Here is a 24,296-nt window from a genome sequence, read left to right on the forward strand (position 1 = left end):
TTTCTCCTCTCTGGTCAAGCGCCTGTTCTCCCGTTAGAAGAGATCCATGCAGCACCCTAAAGTCTCGCAACGTGACCTTTTTCGGTCGGGTTTTCTGGGCCGCCTCAGTTGGCTCCCTGTCTGCCTCCTGATCGCGGTCGCTCTAGCCGGTGGGTCGGCTTGGGCCCAGGGGAAGAAGGTTTTTCGAGCTGGCACGCATATCGTCGACATTACTCCCACGCGCTTCCCGGTGTTGGTCAACGCGATGTTTACCGAGCGAACTGCGACCAATGTCGCGGACCGGCTGCACGTCCGCTCTCTCGCGCTTGACGACGGTACAACCCGCGTGGTGATGGCAGTGATCGACACCTGCATGGTGGCTCGGGACTTGATGGACCGGGCTAAGGAGCAGGCGAGTCAGGTTACCGGCATCCCGGTTGAGAAGATGCTGGTGTCGGCCACCCACACACACTCCGCCCCCTCGGCCATGGGATGTTTGGGCAGTCGCATGGATACCAACTATGCCCGCTTTCTCGAGCCGCTGATTGCGGAGGCGATTATTGGAGCGGCTCGAAACCTCACTCCGGCTCGGATTGGCTGGGGTTCAGTGGATGATTGGGATCACACCTTCAATCGACGCTGGATTCGACGTCCCGATCGCCTGCTGACAGATCCGTTCGGACAGAAATCGGTTCGCGCCCACATGCATCCGGGACACCAGAGTCCCGATGCCGTGGGGCCTTCCGGTCCGGTGGATCCGGGACTTTCCGTTGTCGCCCTGCAGACTTTGGACGGAAAATACCTGGCGCTCCTGGGTAACTATTCGCAGCACTACTACGGGTCGCCCCTGATCTCCTCCGACTATTATGGCAGGTTTTGCAAATACATGGCGGAGTTTCTCGGAGGTCAGGCTCCAGGCGTTGGAGCCGGCTTTTTGGCGTTGATGTCCCAGGGCACAAGCGGCGATTTGATGTGGATGGATTATGCCGCCCCGGCCCGCGATATTGGCTACGACGCCTACGCGCGGGAGATGGCCACTCTGGCCACCGATGTCGTCCGGCGAATCGAGTTCCAGGATTGGGTGCCGTTGGGCATGGCGGAGCGCACAATTGAGCTGAGCTATCGCGCTCCAGATGCCGATCGGCTGACCTGGGCCCGGCGGCTGGCGAAGACGTTCGAAGGACGTTTGCCGAGCACGCTGCCCGAGGTCTATTCCTTGGAAGCACTGGCGCTGCATGAGCGGCCCCGGACCGAGTTGAAGCTTCAGGCCCTGCGCATCGGGGATCTCGGAATTACCGCTCTGCCAAACGAGGTCTTCGCCCTCACGGGATTGAAACTGAAGGCCCAGAGCCCGTTTCGACAGACGTTCAACATCGAGCTAGCCAACGGGGCGGAGGGGTATATTCCGCCCCCTGAACAGCATCGACTGGGGGGATACACCACCTGGCCCGCGCGGACCGCGGGCTTGGAGGAACGCGCGGAACCGCGGATTGTGGAAACCTTGCTGTCACTCCTCGAGGACCTGTCGGGTTCGCGGCGAATTCCCATGACCAATAGTCACGGTGCTTACGCTCGGGCGGTTCTCGCCTCCCAACCAGCGGCGTATTGGCGGCTGGAGGAAGGAGTGATCCCGACGGCATACGATGCGAGTGAGCATCGGCGCAACGCCACCTTCGAGGATGGGATCGCCCTCTTCCTGCCAGGTGCCAGCGCGACAGTTGGTTTTCACCCGGCACGTCTCGAAACCACCAATGCCTTCAGCGGCCCGGTCATCAACCGAGCCGTGCACTTTGCGGGGGGGCGACTGCGCGCCGGAGCCCCGCGCACACGCGGAGCCTACACCGCCGAGTTCTGGGTCTGGAATGGCTTGCCTACTTCGGTCCGGGACACGACTGGTTACCTTTTTTCCCGAGGCGACGATGGGGTCTATGGCGCACCGGGGGAACATCTCTCGATCGGGGGGACGCGAACCGTCCCTGGACGTTTGGTGTTTTCGAACGGGGGAAGCGACCGGAGTCAGTCGTTGGTTGGAAAGCGAGATCTGCCTTGGCGTACCTGGCATCACGTGGTGCTGGTGAGGGACGGTAAACGCGTCGCAGCATATGTTAACGGCGAGACCGATCCCGATCTCGCAGGGGAACTGGAACCTGGGCGCGAGACCCCAACCGAGGAGCTCTTCTTCGGGGGACGGTCTGACGGTGCTTTCGGCCTGGAAGGGAAGCTCGACGAGGTGGCGTGGTATGATCGAGCGCTTGCTCCCGGCGAGATCGAGGCACACTTCAACGCCTCCACCTTAGTTAAGCCGTCCCGAGCCGCTGCGCTCACCCCGGCCGCTCCCGTCCCCGTTGGGACCGGCATCCAAGCCTTGAGGCCTATCGCTCGATGGCTCGCTTCAGTCTCGGAGGGACAAACCTTGCTCGGTGGCCCCAGACAGCCGGTCGCGATAGCGGAGGCCGGAGTGGCAGTGCCGGCGGCGGATGCTGTAGCGGCGCGCTTCTCGGGCGGGAGAATTGCGGCCAGAGTGCCAGGCCTGGGGGCTAATTACAGCGCCGCGTTTTGGTTTTACAATGAGCTGCCAACCACTGTCCGACCGGTGACTGGCTACCTCTTCTCACGAGGTGAGGATGGGGCTGACGGGGCCCCGGGAGATCACCTTGGCATCGGTGGCAGTCATAGCAACGCCGGTGTCTTGATTTGGTTTAACGGCAATCAGCGTGACGAGATTCGCGCTGGTCGAACGCAGTTGGTGCCGCTGACTTGGCATCACGTCGTCCTGGTCCGAGAAGGCCGCCGAGTGCGGGTGCATCTCGATGGGGCGTCGAAGCCCGAGATAGACGCCGAGCTCGAGCCGACATTCCCGCCCGCTAATCCCCAGGTTTTCTGGGGAGGCAGGAACGATGGCTTCGCCAGTCTCAACGGCCGACTGACCGATATCGCCCTTTTCGATCGGGCCCTTTCGGCAGAGGAGATCGCATCGATTCTCCCTTTAGCTTCACTGGAGAAGCGAGGCCAGGCCTCGGCCGCTTCCAGTTCAACGGTTGCGAACGAGCCGCTTTCCCCTGCCGCCTCCCTCGCCAAGATCCATGTTCCGGAGGGATTCCGGGTCGATTTAGTGGCGTCGGAACCGCTGGTGGAATCGCCGGTGGCGATCGACTGGGATGAGCGTGGAAGGCTGTGGGTGGTGGAGATGGTGGATTATCCCCTGGGACTCGATGGCCAAGGGAAAGCTGGGGGACGCATTCGAATCTTGGAGGATGTTGACAGGGACGGCCGCTATGACAAGAGCACTCTTTTCGCCGAGGGACTCTCCTTTCCAACCGGGCTGCTGTGTTGGCGAGATGGGGTTTTGGTAACGGCCGCGCCGGAGATCTTATTCCTGAAGGATGGTGATGGCGACGGCAAGGCAGAGGTTCGCGAAGTCCGCTTCAGTGGATTTTTTGAGGGAAATCAACAGCTCCGAGTTAACGGTTTGCGCTGGGGATTGGACAATTGGGTTTATTGTGCCAGCGGCGCTCACCATGGCGGCTATGGCACGGCTACGAAAATCAGGTCCCATCTCAACGGTCAGGATTACGCCATCGGAAGCCGCGACTTTCGCTTCAACCCGGACACGGGAGAGTTGGATGCTCAGAGCGGCCCGTCACAATTTGGACGGAATCCAGACAACTGGGGCAACTGGTTTGGTGTGCAGAACTCCTGGCCCCTGTGGCACTACGTACTGGCGGATCAATACCTGCGACGCAACCCGTACGTGGCCGCGCCCAATCCGGTTCACCAAGTCGTCACGCCGAACAATCCCAAGGTCTTCCCGGCCAGCGCGCGGGAGAAGCGGTTTCACAGCTTCGGCGAGTCAGGGCATTTCACCTCGGCGTGCGCCGCCATGATCTATCGCGATGACCTTTTGTCTGGCACCGGCGAACTGAGGCATGCGTTCACCTGTGAGCCGTTCCACAATCTGGTTCAGCATAACCTCGTTCACGAGGATGGCGTCACCTTCAAGGGCACGCGGGCTGAAGTCGGTTCGGCGATGGATTTTTTTGCGAGTGAAGATCGGTGGTGTCGGCCGGTGATGACCCGTACCGGGCCCGATGGTGCGTTGTGGGTGGTCGACATGTATCGCTACATGATCGAGCACCCCGAGTGGCTGCCACCGGAAGGAAAGGCCGAGCTTCTGCCGCACTACCGACGCGGCGAGGATCGTGGGCGGATCTATCGGGTGCTTCCCCGGCTTGGCACTCCGCGGCCGGTGCCGGCCTTGGCTTCCGCGACCTCAGATCAGCTGGTGGAGACTCTGGAGTCGCCCAACGGCTGGCAAAGGGACAAGGCTCAGATGCTGCTTCTCTGGCGTCAGGATCTCAAGGTTGTGCCCTTGCTCGAAAAACTGGCGCGTGAGAGTTCGGCTCCGCTGGGACGGCTGCATGCCCTATGTACGATGGATGGACTCGGCTCGCTGCCGGTCGAACTTTTGACGGCCGCCTTTCGCGATCCTCATCCGGGCGTTCGAATCCACGCCCTGCGCTTATCGGAGACGCGTTTGACACCGGAGATTCTTTCCGAGGCAGTGCGTTTAGCGTCCGACTCGGAGCCTAAAGTTGTGTTGCAACTCGCCTTGACGCTGGGGCAGTGGAGGGATCCGAGAGCGGGTGCGACCTTGGCGAGGATCGCGGTATCGCATGGTACCGATCGTTTTATACAGGCCGCAGTTTTGAGCTCTTCGCGTCTTCATGTCCTCCCTTTGATCGATGGGATTCTTTCGGCTGACGGAGGGACCCGGGCTGGCTGGGTGGATCCGCTTCTCAATCTCGCCTTGGCTACCGAACAACGCGAGCCTTTGGCGCGCTTGTTGAGCCGCCTCTTGACTGGCTCGGGAGAAACGCCGGATTGCGCGCAGATGGACCAGATGGGACGATTTCTGGACGGGTTGAGCCGTCGAAAAAGCTCCTGGTCGGCACTGAGGTTGGGTGAGGCCACGGGGACTGATGCCCTCAACCAACAACTCGACCGGTTGCCCTCGTTCTTAGCATCCGTCGAGCGCTTAAGCCGTGACTCCGGGGCCGCAGCGGCCACGCGGCTTTCGGCCGGCGCCTTGTTGGTTCGAGAGGAGAGGTATCGGGGCGACGCGCTCCGATTGCTGGCTGAGCTGCTGAACCCGCGAGTTCCCGGCGAGCTGCAGCAAGGGGTCGTCAAGGCGATGGGACGAAGTGCCGATCGGGCCGTCCCGGAGATTATAGGGCGGGCCTGGCCCGTGCTCCTTCCGGAGATCCGACGCAAGGCGTTGGATGAGCTGCTCGGTCGCGAGGCTTGGTGCCTGGAGTTGCTCCGTCTGGCCGAGAACGGAACGATTCCCCGGACCTCGCTGGATGCAGCGAGCGCGGGGCGCTTGCTGCGTCATGCCTCGCCACAAGTCAAGGAGGCGGCGGGCCGAATTTTGAGCGAGCCGGTTGGAGGAAGTCGTGTCGGTGCGGTAGACGCGTTGCGTCCGGCGTTGTCAATCGAGGGAGACGCAGGGCGGGGGGCGGTTGTGTTCTCGAGATTGTGTGCTTCCTGCCATCGGCTCGGGACTCAAGGCAGCGACCTCGGTCCCAACCTCCAGTCGGTCGCCAATCATCCCCCCGAGAAGCTTCTCGTTTCAATTGTCGATCCTAACGCCAGCATCGAGCCCGGGTTTACGGCGTACACCGCAACGATGTCCGACGGGGAGGAACTCTACGGGTTGATTGCGGCCGAAACGGGCAATAGCCTGGTCTTCAAGTTGGCTGATGGAAAAACGCGTCCCGTGCTCCGCTCGGACATTGCGACGTTGAGCAGTGGCAATCTCTCGCTCATGCCCGAGGGCTTAGAGGTAGGGCTAAAGCTGCAGGAGGTTGCCGATTTGATTCGTTTCATCCGCAGCTCGGGGAATCTCTAGGGCGCAAACACCACCGTCGCGATGGCACCGCTGTCGTGAGGTGCGGAAGCCTTGGGGGCGGGGACATCTTGCCCACGGACCACGCGGACCACACGGATCCGAGGAGAAACCGCACAGGCCGAGCCGACTGAAGTTACGGTTCTGCTGAATTCCCTCCGACTCCGTGTGTTCTGTGTGTTCCGTGGGCAAAAGTCTTCCTTGGAGGTTGTCTCGGCCTTCCTTCCGAGCCTTCCAGGCGCCGAGGTAACGAGGCTTGGTCGTAGAGAGGCCGTCGGACTTAGCTTTGCAGAATCTCGCTCACAACGTTGCCATGAACGTCGGTGAGACGGAAGTCCCGACCTTGGAATCGATAAGTGAGGCGTTCGTGGTCAATGCCCAGTTGGTGCAACACCGTCGCTTGCAGATCGTGCACGTGCACCGGATCCCGGATCACGTTCATCGCCAGGTCGTCGGTCTCCCCGTAGGTGAAACCAGGCTTCACGCCGCCTCCCGCCATCCAGACGGTAAAAGCATACGGATGGTGGTCGCGTCCCCAGCGTTTGCGGTCCTTGATGTCTCCTTGAATAAACGGCGTCCGGCCGAATTCGCCCCCCCAGATCACGAGAGTGTCGTCGAGCAAGCCGCGCTGTTTGAGGTCGGTGATGAGGCCGGCGGAGGGCTGGTCGGTATCCTTGCACTGGGTGTACAGCTCGGTGGTGATGCTGTTATGCTGATCCCATCCGGCGTGCATAACCTGCACGAAACGCACATCCCTTTCGATCAGCCGGCGTGCCATGAGGCAGTTGTAGGCAAAAGTGCCCGGCTCCCGTACTGAGGGACCGTAGAGGTCCAGGACCGCAGCCGGTTCCTTCGACAGATCGGTGAGCTCCGGCACGCTGGCTTGCATCTTGAACGCCATTTCGTACTGGGCGATGCGGGTGGCAATCTCCGGATCGCCGAATTGCTGCAACTTGATCTGGTTGATCGCCGCCAGGTCGTCGAGCATTCCGCGGCGAAGCTCTCGGCTGACGCCATCGGGGTTGTTGAGGTAGAGCACCGGGTCGGTACTGCCGCGGAATTTAACGCCCTGGAAGCGGGAAGGCAGAAAACCGGAACCCCAATAAAAGTCATAGAATATCTGGCCGCAGGAGGTGCCCTTGCTGACGGAGGTCATGACCACGAATGAGGGGAGATTATCCACTTCGGACCCCAAGCCATAGGTAAGCCAGGCGCCCATGGTGGGACGACCTGGAATCTGGGCTCCGCTCAACAGCAAAGAAATGGCCGGCGCATGGTTGACGGCATCGGTGTGCATGCTCTTGATGAAGCACAGGTCGTCCACCACGCGAGCGGTGTGCGGCATGAAGGCGCTGACCCAGGCTCCGGATTGCCCGTGTTGGCGGAACGGTTCCACGGGAGCGAGGATCAGTTTCCCATCGGCTTTGCCGGTCATGGTGCTGAAGCGCTTGCCTCCAATGTAGCCATCGGGCACTGGATTGCCGTGAAGCTCGGTCAACCGTGGTTTGTAATCGAACAACTCCACGTGCGTGGGGGCTCCGTTTTGGAAGAGATAGATGACTCGCTTGGCTCGGGGGGGCAGGTGAGGGAACCCGGGAAGGCCCTTGCCGGTCGACGCTTTATCTGTTGCTCCGAGACCGTCGCGCGTCAACAGCGAGGCAAGAGCCGCCACCCCGATGCCTGAGGCGCTGCGACCGAAGAATTCTCGGCGAGTGTTGAGAAGCTGATGTTCGCTGAAAGGGTTCATCGCGCTATTCCTTGGTGAGGGCCTCGTCGAGATTCAGCAGAGTGCTGCAGACCAAAGTCCAGGTAGCGTGGTCGACGGCCGGCAGGCTGAGGTCACGTTTGGACTCGCCAAGGGACAGCAGCCGTTCCGCAGCCGTGGGGTCACGTGGCAGCTCGGTTTGGTGTCGCGTGACCGCCTTCAGTAGAATGTCCGCCTCGGCGTTCGTGGGGACGCGTCCCAGGATGCGGCGAAAAGCGGCCTGAATTCGCCGGGTGGGATCCGGGCCGGATTCCTTGATGATTCGTTCTGCAAGAGCACGAGCGGCCTCCACGAAGGTCACGTCATTGAGTGTGGTGAGCGCTTGCAGCGGCGTGTTGGTGCGTGGCTGTTTGACGGTGCACACCTGGCGGGAGGCGGTATCGAAAAACAGGGTGGGCGCGACGATTCGCCGCCAGAACGTGTAGAGACTGCGGCGGTATAGAGCTTCTCCCGTGTCGGGTTTGTACTTCTTCGCACCGAACGTAGCCTCTTCCCACACCCCCGGTGGTTGGTATGGGTTGACCGGACGCCCGCCGGTTCTTAGTTCTAGCAGGCCGCTGGAGGCGAGTGCGTAGTCTCGAATCATCCAGGAAGGCATACGAAATCGCGGGCCACGGGACAGAAGCCGATTCTGCGGATCACGTTCGTACGAGCCTGGCGCGGCCTGCGAGCTTTGCCGATACGTGGCGCTGTCAACGATGATTCGGCAGAGGTGTTTGACGTTCCATCCTGACTCGATGAACTCCATCGCCAGCCAATCGAGCAATTGGGCATGCTCCGGCCTTTCGCCCTGGATCCCGAAGTCCTCGGCAGTTTTCACCAGTCCGATTCCGAAAAACTGCTGCCAGAGCCGATTCACGATGACCCGGGCTGTCAGTGGGTTTTGGTCGGAGACGATCCATTGGGCGAGCCCTAGGCGATTGGTGGGGGATCCGGGTGGCAGGGGAGGAAGGCTGGACGGCACGGCCATTCCGACTCTTTGAGCTGGACGATCATAGAGTCCCTTCGAGAGGACGTAGGTTTCTCGAGGCTCCCGTCGGTCCTCCATGACCATCACGCGTGGAATGGTTCTGGCGTGGTCCGCCTTTTCGGCGACCGCTTTCTGAAGAATTTCTACCTGCCGGGAGAATCCAACGTCGTTGGTCTTCCAATGCGCTGCGATTTTGGCGAGTTGTCCAGCGTCGCGCTTTTCGGGGGCGAGAGACAGGGCTTCTTGAATCTCTTTGGGTAAGGTCTCAAAGCCGGGATGTGACTTAATGCTCTCTCCCGCCTTCCTGGGAAACTTGTCTGCCTCAGCTTTGGTTTGCATCTGCAGCAGTTCCTTCCATCGCTGTTGGAGTGTCTCCGAGCGCTGCCGTTGTTCGGGACTGGGTTGCTCCAGCACCGGAGGGGTTTGAGGGTTGCCACCGGCTCCATCCACCGGTGTTTGATTGAAGAAGGCGAACAGGCTGTAGTAGTCGCGCTGGCTAAGGGGATCGAATTTGTGATCGTGACAACGGCAGCAGTTGAAGGTGAGTCCGAGCCAGACGGTGGCCGTGGTTTCCGTCATGTCCATGCCGTAGTCGATCCGGTTCTCCTCCGGAATCCGTCCCCCCTCTCCATTGATCATGTGGTTCCTTAGAAACCCCGTCGCCAGGCGTTGCTCCCCGGTCGGATGGGGAAGTAAGTCGCCCGCGAGTTGCCAGAGGGTGAACTGATCAAAAGGGAGATTCCGGTTGAATGCTTGAACCACCCAGTCCCGCCATGGCCACATGGTTCGTTCGTTGTCCCCCTGGTAGCCGTTCGAATCCGCATAGCGGGCCGCTTCCAACCAATCCCAGCTCATGCGCTCGCCAAAGTGCGGCGACGCGATGAGGTGGTCGATCAGGGCGTGGTAGGTCTTGGGAGAGGATTCCTGGGCGTTCAGCGTGACATCCGCCTCGGAGGGGGGGAGTCCCGTGAGATCCAGAAACAGTCGCCGCTGGAGGCGGGATGAAGATTCCTCGGGAGCGGGCTGCCAACCTTCTCGTTCGAGTCGGCTTAGGACGAAGAAATCCAAGGCATTCCTAGGCCATGATCGATTTTTGACTTCGGGAAGTGCCGGTCGGGCCGGCTGCTCGAAGGCCCAGTGGCGTCCCCAGATAGCCCCTTCGTCGATCCAGCGCTTCAGCAGCTGAATCTGGTCCGAGCGGAGCGGATGCTTGGCCTTGGGAGGGGGCATGACCTCGTCCGGGGAAGTGCTCAGGACATGCTGCATCAGGAGGCTTTGGTTGCTCTGGCCCGGAACAACGGCCGCCCTGCCTTCCCGGTTTTTGCGCCGAGCGCCTTCCTCGGTATCGAGCCGGAGTTCCGCCTTCCGCGAGTGTTCGTCTGGGCCGTGACACTGGAAACAATAGTCCGACAGGATCGGAAGGATCTCGCGCGAGAAGCGTACCGGCTCTCCAGCCACCTCAGTATGGCGGTTCCAGGCGAAGATTAGCAGCGCCAGGAACAGGCCTCTAAATCTCTGGATGCGATGCGATGGCACGGCGATAGACTAGCTTGGGGAGGGGAGGCAGCAAATGAGAAAACGTTAGGAACGTGGGATTAAAGTTTTCCAAAATTGTCATCGTCGTATCGGCCACATGGGAAGTCCGCACGAGAAGCCAGATTTCACTTGATTCACGACTCCCCCCCCGCTTGCCTCGGCCCTGAATCAGGGTTTGCTCTTCAGGGGCAGGTGTCATTAGGTTCTTGCTCATGAGTGCGCCCTCAGATTCTCCCACTCCTCCGAACAACTCCTCGGACGCCCCCAACCAGGCCTCCGCGGCGACGGACAGCGGGAGGCCCCTCGAGCTGCTCGAGAGGTTTCCTCTCTCGGCGAGTGTGCGGGGAGTGCTTGCGTCTGTCCGCCAGACGGCTCGCAATGAGGATTTTCGCGGTCTGATTGGGACGGGAATGATGTTGATTTGCCTCGAGCGTGCCGGCAATCGCGTGGTCAAGTCCGGCGAAGTCTACGCCCCGAATGTGCTCTCCCGGCTGCTGAACGAGATGAACGGCGCTCGTTTCACGGCCGCGCGAAAGCACTTTTTTGACCGCAACCGACGTGCACCGAACGATGCTCCGCAGACGGCGACCCATGCCTCACACAGTCTGTTGGGGGTGTTCGAGCAAGCGATGCAGCTTCCGCGTCACGACGACATTCTGGCCGCGCGACATCTCATTACCGCTTTGCTGATGTATCGCCCTAACGGTCGAGTTAAACCCACCAGCGCCTGGGAGATTCTTGATGATGCCGGGATCGATCGGGAGATCCTCCTTGCGGAGTTTTTGAACAGCCTCGCCGAAGGAGGTCCCTTGGCAGAGCGAGAGAAATGGCGACGTTTGGCCGCCGAGCATACCTCCCGTATCGCTGCCGGTGCTCCGACCCGGGAGAAAAAGCAGGGGGAATCCCTCCCGCAGGGTCCCTATATGCCTGGTTACGGTTCTGATAACCCCTCTGGCAAACCCGGAGACGACTGCCTAAACCTCGAGAGCACGGTCAACGCACTGGCTCACCTGATCGCCTCTCCACAACTCGACGGGAATCTCTCCTTGGGTGTCTTTGGAAACTGGGGTTCGGGCAAAAGCTTCTTTATGCGAAGGCTTCGCGGTGCCATCGGTAAACTGACCGATGGCGCTCGCGCTTTGGCTAAGCAAAATCCGACTGGTGCCTCTGCTTGCTGGCCGAACGTGGTCCAGGTCGAGTTCAATGCCTGGCACTACATCGATGCCAATCTGTGGGCTTCGCTCATGTCGCATCTCCTCTCGGATCTTCGCAGCTGGGAGCCTGAGGTTTCGACAACAGCGTCAACTCCCCTGCGGCGGGCTCTCGACAAGCTCTGCATCGCCACGGAAATGCGCGACGAAGCGGTGCGCCGTGAGAGTGAAGCTCGCCAAGCGAAGGATTCCGCGGAAACTCTCCTGCAGAACACTCGCATCCAGCAAGACACGGCGGTCCAAAACCTGGCACGTCTGGCCAGCCGATCTCTTTGGTCGTTCATCGAGAACAACGAGGGGTTCGCCCCGCTCCGCAAGCAGGTGATCCGGCAGTTGCAGGAGTTGGGATTCGAGCTGGAGGAAACGACAGGAAATGTCGAATCGATTTACGGACAGTTGCAAGAGCTTGGGACAACCGCCGGCGTCCTCCAAGCCGTGGCGCGACGCCTGGTTCACGCTCGGGATGCGGCGCGACAGCTCTCCCTGGTCCTGGTGATCGTCCTCGCGCCGCTGCTGCTCTTACTGGTGCTATCCTTTACTCCCGCCGGTGACTTCTTCCGTCAGACGGGCGTTTGGCTCGGAACATCGATGGCTGGTCTCCTGGCGGCTGGTGTTAATGGTATCCGGTGGGTCCATGGTCGGGCCTCGGAGGTTTTGGCGGCTTTGGCTCCCTTGGGCGCTGCGCGACGTCGCATCGAGTCGGGACTGGCCGCCGCCGACTCGGAGAAGGCGAGACTGATATCGTTGGGTGAACAGAAAGTGGCCGAAGCGCAGGCGGCCGTCGATGCCGCCAAGGCTGGGCTGGCAGAGAAGGAGAAGGAATTGAGAGGTGCCATGGCCGAGGTGAACGATGCCCTTTCCGGCCGGGCCATTACCCGGTTTATCGAGCAGCGACTGGCCAGCGGCGATTATCAGAAGCACCTGGGCTTGATTGCCCTCATTCGACGCGACTTTGAGCATCTGAGTGAGTTGGTTCGGGCGCACAATGCCCAGCGTCTTGGACTGGATAGGGAGGTTCTCAAAGTCCAGGAAGCCCTGCTCAAAGCTCGACCTGAAATCACTCCCGGTGACGCCGCTGCTTTCTTCGCACACCTGGGCATCAACCGCATCGTGCTCTACATCGACGATCTCGATCGTTGTCCCTCGAACCGGGTGGTGGAAGTCTTGCAGGCAATCCACCTTCTGCTGTCCTTCGATGTTTTTGTGGTCGTGGTCGGGGTTGACTCACGGTGGATGGCGCACTCGCTAGCCAAGGAATATCCCGCCCTGTTGGCGAGGACTAAGGAAGAGGATGACAAAGACCGCGTCTGGTCACGCGAAGTGGGCATATCGCCGGTGACGCCTTCCGACTACTTGGAAAAGATTTTCCAGATTCCGCTGTGGGTTCCACCACTCGACGCCGATGCGGCCAAGGTGTTGATTGGTAAATTGACCAGCGGCTCGGACTCCGCTGGCTCATCGGCGTCGGCAGTGCAGCCATCGGTGCGTGAGAACCAGAATGTGTCGGATCTCAGCAATCGGGGCGAGTCTGCTTCGAACGTTATCGCCAATGATTCGGAGGATTCCTACTCCGACCAGCGCCCTGTGGCTGGCGCGCTTTCCAGCGCAAATCCTAACCAAGGACCTGAGTCCAGGATTGCTGAACCCACTACAGCCCTGGCCCCGGTGCTACTCGTCCTCGGAAGCGCCGAGCGAGAGGCGATGGCCTCGCTCGCCCTGATCATCGGTCGTTCGCCCCGGGCAACGAAGCGGTTCGTGAATAGCTACCGTCTCTTTCGCGCAGCGCTCACCGATCGCGAGAGGACCGCTTTTGGAGATCAAAGCGATGGGTTGGGTGGATTGGCAGCTCCGATGCTCCTTCTCTCAATCGTGACCGGTGCCCCGGCCCTCGCGGGACAGTTGCTGACTGGGCTTAGTCTCGGGCAATCTGGGACCGTCCTGGAGGCGTTGCACGTGATGATGGGGCAGACTGATTTCACAGAAGTGGCGCCAGAGACTCTTCGACGTCTTCAGGAATTTGAAGCGACAGAAGATGCGAAACGTTGGCAAGCGGTCCCTCTCTCCAGAGCTTCCATGTGGGCGTCTCGCATCGCCCAGTTCTCTTTCGAGGACCTTTCCCGGAAGGAATTATCCCGTTCCTCTCCATTGCCTCCGGCTTCCGAGGGCTGAATGAACTTTGGAACTGTATTTGGGCTGACCGTGAGTCCCATTTGACTTGCCAATGTCCTCGTGACTCGGCAGAAGACTCCACTACCACTCGCTATGATGACGATCCGACTTCTGTTTAAATGCCTCACAGTTTGCTTCCTTCTATGGGCGCTGGGGCCAACTGCTTTCGGTGCTGACTTGGAGTCACCCTGGGTTGTCTATCCAGGAGGCTCTGGTCCAGGTAAGGGCAAGAGTGTGGTCCTGGTGTCAGGGGATGAGGAGTATCGCTCCGAGGAAGCTCTGAGTCAGTTGGGGAAGATCCTTTCGGTACGCCATGGATTTAAGTGCACAGTGCTGTATGCCATTGATCCGGCCACCGGAACCATCAATCCGAACGTGTCATTCAACATACCGGGTTTACAAGCCTTGGAAACGGCGGATCTCCTGATCATTGCGACCCGATTCCGCAATTTGCCGGATGACCAAATGCGTCAGATAGACAACTATCTGAAGGCCGGTCTCCCTGTCATCGGGATGCGTACCGCGACACATGCCTTCCGCATCCCGGCCGAGCGGCGGGATTGGATTCACTACGACTATCGATATAACGGCCCGACCAACTGGGTGCATCGTGACCCAAAGTATGATGGAGACAAGCGAGGTTGGCTGGGCGGATTCGGTGGAACTGTGCTGGGTGACACCTGGTTTTACCATCACGGTTATCATAATCATCAAAGCACCCGTGGACTCATCGCGCCCGGCGCATCGTCCCTTCGTCTCACGCGCGGGTTGAAAGATGGCGATATTTGGGGGCCGACCGATGTCTATGCCGTTCGTCTGCCTCTGCCCGCTGGATCCATACCGATCGTTCTAGGCCAGTCGATGAATCGACGAGGGCCTTTTGATCAGAACGACGCGTTTTTGGGCATGAGGCCCACCGACACCGAGGTGGCCGGCATCGCTCACAACCCTACTGCCGACCGTGGAGACGATCGTTACAATCCCAACGATCCACCACTTCCTGTGGCCTGGACCAAGACCTATCAAGTTCCGGACGGTCGCCGAGGCAGAGCTTTTGTTACCACGATGGGATCCGCGACGGATCTTGCCTCCGCCGGGACCCGTCGAATGCTGGTGAACGCGGTCTATTGGTGTGTGGGGCTGGAAAGGAAGATTCCTCGAGGTGGAACAGGTGTAGAGCTCGTCGGGGACTACCAACCGACCGGATATCGCTTCTTTGATAACGGCTATTGGAAGAAGAAAATGCTGAAACCTTCTTCCTTCGCCCTGCCATGAGCGGGCCAGCTACCTCCACCATGAAAGCGATCCATTCGGCAGAGGTGCGGGTAGGCACGTTCGCACGGCAGTTCCGCCTGAATTGGATCATGACATTGGTCACCGTTCTCATGAGCCACGGAGCCATTGCTCACGCGGTTCCCGCCCTGAAGAACGTCGCGGCTCTTACTACGGTCTATCGCCACAATTCTCACGCCGATATCATCGTGAGCCGTCTCTTGCTCACCGATATGTTGGACGGAACGGGCAAAGATTCCCCGTTGAAGCTGGTCTCGCTCTATACGGATCAGAGACCGGCGAATGATATCAGCCGTCTCCTCGCTGCGTCGCATCGATTTCGAGTCTACTCCAACATTGCTGATACGCTTACCTTGGGAACAGGGAAGCTGGCGGTCGAGGGAGTTCTGCTGATCGCCGAGCATGGCGATTACCCACGCTCGCCTACTGGCAACACCCAGTATCCGAAACGAAGGTTTTGGGATGAGATGATCCAGGTATTTCGTGACAGTGGACGAGTCGTTCCGGTGTTCGTTGATAAGCATTTGGCGGATAACTGGATTGATGCGAAGCACATTTATGATACCGCTCGCGAGCTCAAGATTCCCCTCATGGCCGGATCTTCGGTGCCCGGTTCGTGGCGGCATCCAGCGGTGGACGTAGACAGGGATGCCGATCTCAGTGAAGTCGCGATTATCAGCTATGGATCTACCGACCACTACGGGTTTCATGCTCTGGAATGTCTTCAATCCGTTGTGGAACAACGACGGGGCGGCGAAACTGGCGTCAAGGCGGTTCAATGCGTCACCGGGGATTCCGTTTGGACAGCTTTGGGAAACAAGCGAGTGGATCCCGAGCTGTTTCAGTCGGCTCTCGGTCGAGTTAGTTCTGGGAATCTGAGTCCGACTCTGGTTCGTGAGCGCGTGAAGCAACCGATACTCTGGCTGGTGGAGTATAAGGATGGTCTTCGCGCCTCCGTCTTGGAGATGAACGGTGCTGCGAACGGATGGGCTGGAGCCTGGCGATACCGCCAAGGTGGACGTATGGATTCGACGCAGTTTTGGACACAGGAGGCCCGGCCAGGCGCTCACTTTACTCTGCTTCTCAATGGCATCGAGCGAATGATGCTAACGGGGAATCCCTCCTGGAACGTGCAGCGCACCTTGATAAGCAGTGGCTTGTTGGATGCTCTGCTGCAGTCCTGTAGCCAAGGCGGAAAGCGGCTTGAGGTACAGCACCTCGAGTTCGGTTATCAACAGAACTGGCGGTGGACGGATCCTCCACCACCTCCTCCGAGTCGGCCTTGGGGTGAACAGTAGATGCTTTGGGGTAAGGTGGCCTATCGGCTGTCAGCGACTTGTCTGGCTGCGGTGCCCCACATCCAGCGCCGGTTCAGGAGTGCGCCGATCAGCAGAAGCCCCAACCCCAGAAAGGCTGGGAGTAAATGGATCCATTCAACATAGCCAACGATGAAGTGAACTCCGATCGCGGGCGCATAGGAAAGGATCCCGCCCCAAACTAAAGTATGCCAAAGCCAGGCCTCGCCCCGCCGCACGCCCCAGAGTGAGGCGAGGAGATACAAGACCCCGGCGGCGGCGAGCATGCCGCCTAGCGTTGCGCGATCATGGGCGACCAGTGGTAAGACCCTTGGTGCGATCTCTCTTATTGTCGTCGAGGAAACGCCTAGGAAGCTTTCATCGGTGGCCACCAAGACCTCCCCGATACCCACCGTGCAAATGATTCCTCCTGCAGCCAGCAGACCGAGCCCGTGGATCACCCAGAGTAGTTGGCCCCACTGGCCTCTCCGCCACTCAGCGGTCTCGCAGAGCTCTGGGGCGTGATGGTGCACTATAGGTAGCTGTTGTCCCACCAGCGCCTGAATGAAGAGTTGGAAGAGTATGGCGGTTACAAAGGCGTGGAAGGGATCAAAGTAATCGAACCCAAGAAACAAGAAGAACGAGAAGAAACCCACCCCAGCAGAACATTGGGTGGCGACGTGACTCCAGTGCTGGCCCCGGCGTCCTCCGAACCAGGCGAAGGCAGCATAGAGCAGCCCGATGGTCAACATGGTGCCCGCCAGGCTCACTCGGTCGTGAGCCATGAAAGGCAGAAGCTTTGGGTTCAGGGCCACGAGCTGGTTGCGAGTCAGACCGCAATAGACCTCGTCGTAAGGCATGACCACCTTACTTGATGCGATCCAAAGTGCCATTAAACCACCCGTCAACATCCCGACCCCGAGCATCAATGTCCAAAACCAGGAGCAACGAAAAACACCCGGTGCAGGGGTTGAATCATGTGTGCTTGATGCGTGCGATCGATGCTCCAGGACGGCTTCATTGATTCTTTTGGCTAGACCCGGTCCCGAATAGATCAGACCGCTGTCGATCAATGCAACGTCAGCCCCTGCCCGCAGTAGTTCTAGTGCATCGGCGGGGCAGTGGATGCCACCGGAGACGATCAGGCCGAAATTCGAGTCACCTCCCTGGCGAAACTCGCGGATGGCAGCGAGTTGCTCCGGGACCGCTCGCGTCCCGTAGGTCAGGGTCGATCTGGTGTCCGCGCGCGATTCGAGTACGAGTCCGACCACTCCCGCGTTCAAGGCCGCATCACGCACCGCGTTCCACAGCGACAATCGCTCTGGGGCTAGCACCCAGTAAATTCGTGCAGCGGTTGTGCAAGTAGAGCGGTGTTTTGAGAGAGCCTCCCAAAACTGCCGCCACTCGTTAACTTGCCAATGCGTTCCTCCGGCAGGCGCACTGCGATCCACTGAGAATGCCGCCGTCTTGAATCTCAAGGTTTCCATGGAGCGATCCAGGCAGGTGGCCGCTTCTAATGGAGTTTGGTGATCGGCAATCCAGAGTCTAATCCACAGCGGGGTTTGGACGCCTGCTGGGAGTTCACTAAGCCGAAGGGCCAAATCTTCGGCGGAAAGGGTGAGCGGAGGTGTTCCTTCTGTGATCGTTTCTGTGGCGGAGTTCCTGGCGAGATGGTTGGAGTTCCCAGTCTCACTCGAAACCGGTCCGACTTCGATGAGCCCAAAACCAAACCTCGACCAGGCTCGAATCGCCTCACCGCTCGGATCCACAAGATGACCGAGGCCTACAGGTCCAGGAATCATGGTCCCACCGCACGAGGCTCGCAACGACTCGGGTGGATGCATGTGCCCGAGGAGGTCGATGAAGGTGGCGCCTAAGCCGAGAGGCAGTCTGCCGACCACGGACATGAACTCCACGGCGAATCGTTGCGCTTGCCTCGGCGGCAACGCGAAGAGCATGGGACGTGAAATGGTGCGATAGAACCAGTCGGGCATGTAAGACGAAGGAGATAAGAGCGTAGAGTCGCCGATTGGGGCAAGTAGCAACTCCCGCACGCCATTCCACGTGACGACCTTGAATTAGCCCTGTCTGAAATAATGAACAGGGCCTCCGCTTTCAGCCTAAGTCCGGAAGAAGGTTGGGCCCAAATCAGTTACCTTAGTTCAGGTTGTAATTCAGGTTGCATATGAGAGCTGCCGTAGAGAATCCTTCCGTTCCGCTAAATACTCATCCTCCCCGTCGTTCGGAAACCCTCCCTTGGAAGATCACTTGGCTGTGGGTGGAGAAGAAACTGCAAGAGTCACGGGCTATCAGCGAAGCGCGGGTGCCCGCTGGTTCCAACCCGACATCGTCGGCTTCCTAATATCGTATCGTCTGAGGTGCCGGAGTCCGAATCGACGGCGCTCGGGGTTAGGATGTTGACAAAGAACCGCCTTGCCGCTGGATTTCCTCGTCCAGCCTTTGCCAGCAATACCACTGCATGCGGGGGAGATGGAACGGTCCTTTCCAGATGTTGCCCTTGAGTCGAGTGGAGATGGAGCCGTCGCGGTGGAGGTAGCCGTACCATTCGCCGTGAACAGGGTCAGGAAAGTGACTGTATGACCAGTCATGAATCTTGCGATGCCAATCGGCGAACTTGACCTCGCCGGTCATCAGGTAAGCGAGTAGATTGCCAATGATCGCCTCGTTGTGCGGCCACCAGAATTTCATGTCATGCCAGTATTCGGCACAGGGGAGGTTCTTCACATCGCGAAAGTAGAGGATGCCGCCGTGCTCCGTATCCCAGCCCCAGTTCGTCATCCACTCGACGATGGTGGCGCCCAAGCGGGTGATTTTCTCGTGCCCGCCGCGTTGGCGCGCCTCCTCCAGCAGAAACCAGCCGGCCTCGATGGCGTGCCCCGGATTGATCAGGCGTCCGTCGAAGGTGTCGATCAACTCTCCTCCCGGCCCCACGGTTTCCATCAAGCAGCGCAGTTCGGGTTTCAAGAAATCGCGCTCGATCTCGTTCACGCAGCGATCGATCACTTCCGTGCACAGTGGATCCCCCGTGGCTTTTCGGAGTTCCTGCGCAGTGACTATCAGAATCATGGGCATCACCAGTCCCTTCATAGGTCTGGTGTCCGGATTGATTTTTGGTTCGCCTTGAAATTGGAGTACTGAGCGGAAGAGGGCGAGCGCTTGACGACGGCATCCTTCATCGTTGGCGGCTTTTCCATAAGCTGCCAGAGCGATGATCGCAAAGAGCTCCGAGAAGCAGTAACGGCGCTTTCTTAGCGGCCGACCGTCTCGAGTCACCAGGAAGAACATGCGGCCGTCGGTGTCAAAGCAATGGCGGTTGATGAAGTCGATTCCGTGCTTGGCATATTCCAGCCACTCGGGCCGCGGCTCAACGGTCTGATAGAGAGTGGACAATAGCCACGCAAGCCGACCTTGGAACCACACCGATTTGTCGGTTTGCAGCACGGCTCCATCCTCACCCAGCGCCGTCAGATAGCCGCCCTGCTCTCGATCAATGCAGCGGGGCAACCAAAAGGGCAGGGTGTTCTGCAGCAAGCCGTCGCGATAGACGGAACGATACCGGTCGAGGTCCTGGAGGCTGAGCCCGTCCATTTTGTCAGGGGATGGGTCGAGTGTGAGGCAGGTTTACTAAGCGATCACCTGTTTAACCACCTCGCCTGCGACGTCGGTAAGTCGGAAGTTTCGGCCGTTGTGAAAGTAGGTCAAGCGTTCGTGATCGAATCCAAGCAGGTGCAGGATGGTTGCGTGGAGATCGTTGACGCTCACTCGGTCCTGGGCTGCCTTGTGACCAATTTCGTCCGTGGATCCGAAATGGGTTCCCGCCTTGGTTCCTCCCCCCGCGAGCCAGTAGGTAAAGGCATGCGGATTGTGATCCCGTCCAGGATTCTTGCCCTTTTGCGACATGGGTAATCTCCCAAACTCTCCTCCCCAAATGACCAGCGTTTCGTCCAGCAAACCCCGCTGTTCCAGGTCGGCCAAGAGCCCCGCGATGGGTTGATCCGTTTCCCGAGCAAACCCGCGGTGGTTGCCCACAATATCCTCATGCCCATCCCAACTGCGTTGGTTTTCCATACCTCCGGAGTAGATCTGAACGCAGCGGACACCTCGCTCCACCATGCGTCGAGCCATCAAGCATTGCGCCGCGAAGTGGCGGCAATGTTTTTGGTCGAGACCGTACAGCCGCTTGAGGTGCTCAGGCTCACGTTCGACGTCGAAGGCTTCCGGAGCGGCCGTCTGCATTCGATACGCGAGTTCGAAGCTCTCGATCCGGGCGCTGAGTTCACTCTCCGCCGGAGATCGCGCCAGCCGTTGACGGTTGAGCTTGGCCAGTAAATCCAGTTGAGCCCGTTGGGCGGGATCACCCATGCCGCCCGGCGGCTTGAGGTTATCGATCGGTTCCCCCTTGGGTTTGAGCCAGGTGCCCTGAAAGACGCTGGGCAAAAAGCCGGCGCCCCAGTTGCTGGCATTGCCCTTCGGCAGCCCTCGATCCAGGGGATCGCTCATGACCACGAAAGCGGGAAGGTTGCGGCTTTCGCTCCCTAGGCCGTACGTGACCCACGACCCCACGCACGGCCAGCCCATGCGCGTCGTTCCCGTGTTGATCATGAACAGGGCAGGGCTATGATTGTTGGACTCTGTGTGGCAGGAATGAATAAAAGCCATCTTGTCCACCTGCTGCGAGAGGTACGGGAACAGGTCGCTAGCCCAGGTTCCGCTCTGCCCGTGTTGAGCCCAGCCGAACGGGGATTTCATCAGCGGTCCCACCGAATCCACGAAAAACCCGGTCTTTTTGTCGAAACCCTCAAGCTCCTTACCATCTCGCTTCGCCAGCTCGGGCTTGTAATCCCAGGTGTCCACCTGGCTGGGGCCTCCGTTCATGAACAGCCAGATGACGGACTTGGCTTTGGTGGGGAAATGGGCCGGATGCGGTGCCAGGGGGTTGGCTGCGGCAGCCTTGGCCGAGGGAAGCAGCAGCCCGGAATCCTGGAACAACGCTGCCATGCCCAGAAGCCCAGCCCCGCCGCCTGAACGGAGCAACATCTGCCGACGGTTGATCAGGGACGGGTCATTCGACATAGACGAATTCATTGAGATTCAAAACCACTTGAGCGAAGTCCGTGAGTGCCAGGTCCTCTGCGTCGGATTTATTTTCCGAGCGATAGCGAGTGAGCTGAGTCTCGATAAACCTGACCGATTCCAGGGTCTCCTGCCGGGTGGGCCGGCGGTTGAGGGCGAGTGAATAGGCCTTCGCCACGCGTTCACTGTGAGACATTGGTTTTGCCCCCTTCACACGCTGGCCGAAGAGGGAAGCCCACCCTCGAACTGCGGGGCTGTTCATCAGCCAAAGTGCTTGGGGCGCCACGGTGGTCGTGGGGCGCGTTCCCTGGCTGACCAAGGGCTCAGGGGCATCAAACGCGGTCATGGAAGGCACCAGCTGGCTTCGCTTGATCGTGAAATAAATGCTTCGTCGCCGGCTGTTCTCATCCAAGGTGCCCGGACCAAACATGTTGGTGTCCAGCGCACCCGACACCCACAGCAGGCTGTCACGGATCGCTTCGCCTTGCAGACGTTCCGGTACCCGGCGAGAGAACAGAGTGTTAGCTGGGTCGACCTGGCGCTTGTGCTCGTCCAGAAGGGAACTTTGCTGATAGGCATCGCTGGTCATGAGCAGCTGGTGAATGGGCTTTAACCGCCAACCGCCACGAATCAGTTCGGCTGCGAGCCAATCCAAGAGCTCGGGATGGCTGGGCTTGGCGCCCTGAACTCCGAAGTCGTTAGGAGTGACGACGAGGCCCTGCCCGAAATGGTGCTGCCAGAGGCGATTCACCATCACGCGGGCCAACAGGTGGCCTGCTCCTCGATCGGGGTCGGTCATCCACGTCGCCAGGGCACGTCGACGGCCGGAATACTTCGCCTGTGCCGGTGGTTCGGATCGCCAAAGATGTTCAGGACTCGGATCTGTCCCGCGCAAGAGCACCTGGAGAAATCCTTGAGTCGCGACCCCGCGCTTGAGATCCGTGCTCCCGCGCTGCAGGAAATGAGTTTCAGGCAGAAAGTCGGCACCCTGTGTGTGCATGCGCAGCGCCGGATAGCCTTCCCCGCAGATGAGCACTTTCGTGAGTTTGGGTTTGGGTGCCTGCTTCTGATGCGCCAGTACCTGGGCCTGGGCTTTTCGCCAGCCGGGGTCGGAAACCCGCCACCACGCGATGAGCTCGGTACGTTCTGGGGCGGGGATCGGTTTTCGCGCCTGAGCCTTTTCCAAAACCGCGGCGATCTGGGGAGTGATGGTTTCGCCGCCCAGTGGAGCGGCTTCGACGCCCGTTATTGAAAGGCGCGGACGTCCAATGTTGTGCCGGCTGTTCAACGCGAATTCGAGCTGTACCACCAGTCGCATCGTCTCCGGGAACTGCGCCGGTTGTTCGAGCTCGAAGATGGCTGCATGGTTCGTGCCGAACTGCGGGTCCACCGCCCACCCCGTTCGGGGATCTGTGTCGAGTGCCGATGCCACCGAGAGATGGGCCCCGTTCTGCTCGAACGTGGCGCGTGCGCGCGCGAGTTTAAGCTCGTTGGTCGGGCCGCCGTTGGTCGCAGCGGCAAAGAGCCGGAGCTTGCTCAGCCCGATGTTTCCATTGTCGGCCCGGCCGGGACCGCCTTTGGGCATGGAGGAATGCGCCATCGCCTCGACCCGGAGCGCTCGCAGTTCGCGGAGACTCGTTTGGGCCGTGAAGGTATAGGTATCTGAGTCCCCGTTCTTGCCTTCTGCAAGATAGGAGCCGTCTTCCAGTCGCTTGAACGTGGCGCCGGCTTTCGAGCGCAGATCGGTGGCTTCGAGCAGCTCCCAATCGGTGCCTGACTTAACCGGAGCTCCGGTGGCCAGCCAGGCATCGAAGTTCCGTGGCAGGTCTTGGGCTTCATACCGGCGAAGCTCAGTGATCAAGGGGGCGTGCTCCCGCTCGAATGCTTCCTTCGCCTTCCGGTTCTCTTCTGGATGGAGGTCCAATTCGATGTCGCTGCGCACGGTTGTGGTGAACGAGGAAAGCATGCGATAGTAGTCGTTGCTGGGTATCGCATCGAACTTGTGGTCGTGACAGCGCGCACAGCCGACTGTCAGCCCCAGCATCGCGCTCCCCGTGGTCGAGAGCATGTCGTCGAGCGCGTCGTAGCGCGTCCGCTCGACTTCATTGGCGGTGATCTGCGTGGGGAACACCCCCGCGCCCAAAAAGCCGGTGGCCATCAAAGCCAAGGGATTGTCGGGCTCAAACTCATCCCCCGCGATCTGCCATCTCACAAACCGGTCGTACGGCATGTCTTCGTTCAACGCCTTGATGACAAAATCCCGATAATGGTAGGCGTTCGGACGGTCGTAGTCGTGCTCAAATCCCGAACTCTCTGCAAAGCGAGCCACGTCCAGCCAGTGTCTGGCCCATCGCTCACCGTAGCGGGGACTGTCCAGAAAACTCCGGATCACGCGCAACCACGCTCCGGGTTTACGGTCGTTCACGAAGGCCTCGACTTCTTCCGGAGCGGGCGGCAGGCCTCGGAGATCGAATGAGGCCCGGCGAATCAGGGTTCGACGATCAGCCGATGGGTTTAGACTCAGCTTTTGTTGCTCGAGTCGCTGCATGAGGAACGCATCGATCGGATTCCCTCCCCGCTTGGCGGTCTTCAGCTCCGGCGGCTCAGGGTTGCTCAGCGGGCGAAACGCCCACCACTCACGGTCGCTTTCTCGGACCTGGCTTCGATCCCGGTGGTCTGCTGCATCCACGCTTGTTCCCCAGCAAAGGAGCATGAGGCTCGCCGCCAGGGCGAAGTGGCTGTGTTTGAAGACTCGAGCGGCTGGCATTTCGATATTCAGCGCCTCACGGCCATCCGGGTCAACTGGGAATTCCGTCGAAACATCGGGGTGCTCATTATTTGCCATGCCACCGCCCTCTGGCCGCAAGGAATAGCTAAGGGATCCTGCACAAATAACTCCTGGTTTTGGCGTGAGCGCTGCCAGGCCAGATGCTAGGCGGGAGGAAGGTTGCACGGTCCCTAAGGGCTTTCCTCGCGGATGGCCGACTTTGACGCATTCCTTGCTTGAATACTTTCTCAATCCACGGGTTCATAGGGATATGGTTCCTGTTCCCAAGATACGCACCTTGACGTTGCTGAT

Annotated in this window: 11 protein-coding genes; 4 read left to right on the top strand and 7 right to left on the bottom strand. The window is 59.7% G+C overall.

Annotation, left to right across the window (positions count from 1 at the left end; genetic code table 11):
• Positions 1–46 precede the first annotated feature (46 nt).
• A complete protein-coding gene (locus JNN07_02245; protein ID MBL9166544.1) occupies positions 47–5,887 on the top strand; it encodes a HEAT repeat domain-containing protein in 5,841 nt (1,946 codons plus the stop codon).
• A 277-nt stretch (positions 5,888–6,164) separates the two neighbouring features.
• On the opposite strand, the gene JNN07_02250 is transcribed toward JNN07_02245, so the two are convergent.
• Genes JNN07_02250 through JNN07_02260 form a run of 3 tightly spaced genes read right to left on the bottom strand, consistent with a single transcriptional unit; the run spans position 6,165 to position 10,369 of the window.
• A complete protein-coding gene (locus JNN07_02250) occupies positions 6,165–7,631 on the bottom strand; it encodes a DUF1501 domain-containing protein (protein MBL9166545.1) in 1,467 nt (488 codons plus the stop codon).
• Between the two features lie 4 nt (positions 7,632–7,635).
• A complete protein-coding gene (locus JNN07_02255; protein MBL9166546.1) occupies positions 7,636–10,155 on the bottom strand; it encodes a DUF1553 domain-containing protein in 2,520 nt (839 codons plus the stop codon).
• Positions 10,127–10,369 (bottom strand): hypothetical protein, encoded by a 243-nt coding sequence (locus JNN07_02260; protein ID MBL9166547.1) that lies wholly within the window; start codon positions 10,367–10,369, stop codon positions 10,127–10,129. Before JNN07_02260 ends, JNN07_02255 begins: the two co-directional genes overlap by 29 nt.
• Between JNN07_02260 and JNN07_02265 the strand changes: the two genes are divergently transcribed.
• From JNN07_02265 to JNN07_02275, 3 genes are all read left to right on the top strand, one after another.
• On the top strand, positions 10,368–13,535 hold the full coding sequence (locus tag JNN07_02265; protein MBL9166548.1) for a hypothetical protein: 3,168 nt from the start codon (positions 10,368–10,370) through the stop codon (positions 13,533–13,535). The two genes, JNN07_02260 and JNN07_02265, sit on opposite strands and share 2 nt — an antisense overlap.
• Before the next feature lie 93 nt (positions 13,536–13,628).
• Positions 13,629–14,810, top strand: coding sequence for a ThuA domain-containing protein (locus JNN07_02270; protein MBL9166549.1), 1,182 nt, complete (start codon positions 13,629–13,631; stop codon positions 14,808–14,810).
• A gap of 20 nt (positions 14,811–14,830) precedes the next feature.
• Positions 14,831–16,126 carry a hypothetical protein gene (locus JNN07_02275; protein ID MBL9166550.1) on the top strand — a complete coding sequence of 432 codons (1,296 nt, stop codon included), beginning with the start codon at positions 14,831–14,833 and terminating at the stop codon, positions 16,124–16,126.
• A 20-nt stretch (positions 16,127–16,146) separates the two neighbouring features.
• Here JNN07_02275 and JNN07_02280 read toward each other — a convergent pair whose 3' ends face one another.
• The 4 genes from JNN07_02280 to JNN07_02295 form a co-directional block, all read right to left on the bottom strand.
• Positions 16,147–18,117 carry a hypothetical protein gene (locus tag JNN07_02280; protein ID MBL9166551.1) on the bottom strand — a complete coding sequence of 657 codons (1,971 nt, stop codon included), beginning with the start codon at positions 18,115–18,117 and terminating at the stop codon, positions 16,147–16,149.
• Between the two features lie 415 nt (positions 18,118–18,532).
• On the bottom strand, positions 18,533–19,732 hold the full coding sequence (locus JNN07_02285; GenBank protein MBL9166552.1) for an AGE family epimerase/isomerase: 1,200 nt from the start codon (positions 19,730–19,732) through the stop codon (positions 18,533–18,535).
• 36 nt (positions 19,733–19,768) lie between these two features.
• Positions 19,769–21,229 (bottom strand): DUF1501 domain-containing protein, encoded by a 1,461-nt coding sequence (locus JNN07_02290; protein ID MBL9166553.1) that lies wholly within the window; start codon positions 21,227–21,229, stop codon positions 19,769–19,771.
• Positions 21,207–24,062, bottom strand: a complete 2,856-nt coding sequence (locus JNN07_02295; GenBank protein ID MBL9166554.1) for a DUF1549 domain-containing protein — start codon at positions 24,060–24,062, stop codon at positions 21,207–21,209. Before JNN07_02295 ends, JNN07_02290 begins: the two co-directional genes overlap by 23 nt.
• Positions 24,063–24,296: the final 234 nt, after the last annotated feature.

This window comes from Verrucomicrobiales bacterium, from assembly GCA_016793885.1.
Lineage (GTDB): Bacteria > Verrucomicrobiota > Verrucomicrobiia > Limisphaerales > UBA11320 > UBA11320.

What these genes read in the sequence shown, in the direction of transcription:
- JNN07_02245 (MBL9166544.1), top strand. Translation starts at nt 47, where the DNA reads ATGCAGCACCCTAAAGTCTCGCAACGTGACCTTTTTCGGTCGGGTTTT.
- JNN07_02250 (MBL9166545.1), bottom strand. Translation starts at nt 7,631, where the DNA reads ATGAACCCTTTCAGCGAACATCAGCTTCTCAACACTCGCCGAGAATTC.
- JNN07_02265 (MBL9166548.1), top strand. Translation starts at nt 10,368, where the DNA reads ATGAGTGCGCCCTCAGATTCTCCCACTCCTCCGAACAACTCCTCGGAC.
- JNN07_02260 (MBL9166547.1), bottom strand. Translation starts at nt 10,369, where the DNA reads ATGAGCAAGAACCTAATGACACCTGCCCCTGAAGAGCAAACCCTGATT.
- JNN07_02270 (MBL9166549.1), top strand. Translation starts at nt 13,629, where the DNA reads ATGATGACGATCCGACTTCTGTTTAAATGCCTCACAGTTTGCTTCCTT.
- JNN07_02275 (MBL9166550.1), top strand. Translation starts at nt 14,831, where the DNA reads ATGAAAGCGATCCATTCGGCAGAGGTGCGGGTAGGCACGTTCGCACGG.
- JNN07_02280 (MBL9166551.1), bottom strand. Translation starts at nt 18,117, where the DNA reads ATGCCCGACTGGTTCTATCGCACCATTTCACGTCCCATGCTCTTCGCG.
- JNN07_02285 (MBL9166552.1), bottom strand. Translation starts at nt 19,732, where the DNA reads ATGGACGGGCTCAGCCTCCAGGACCTCGACCGGTATCGTTCCGTCTAT.
- JNN07_02290 (MBL9166553.1), bottom strand. Translation starts at nt 21,229, where the DNA reads ATGAATTCGTCTATGTCGAATGACCCGTCCCTGATCAACCGTCGGCAG.
- JNN07_02295 (MBL9166554.1), bottom strand. Translation starts at nt 24,062, where the DNA reads ATGGCAAATAATGAGCACCCCGATGTTTCGACGGAATTCCCAGTTGAC.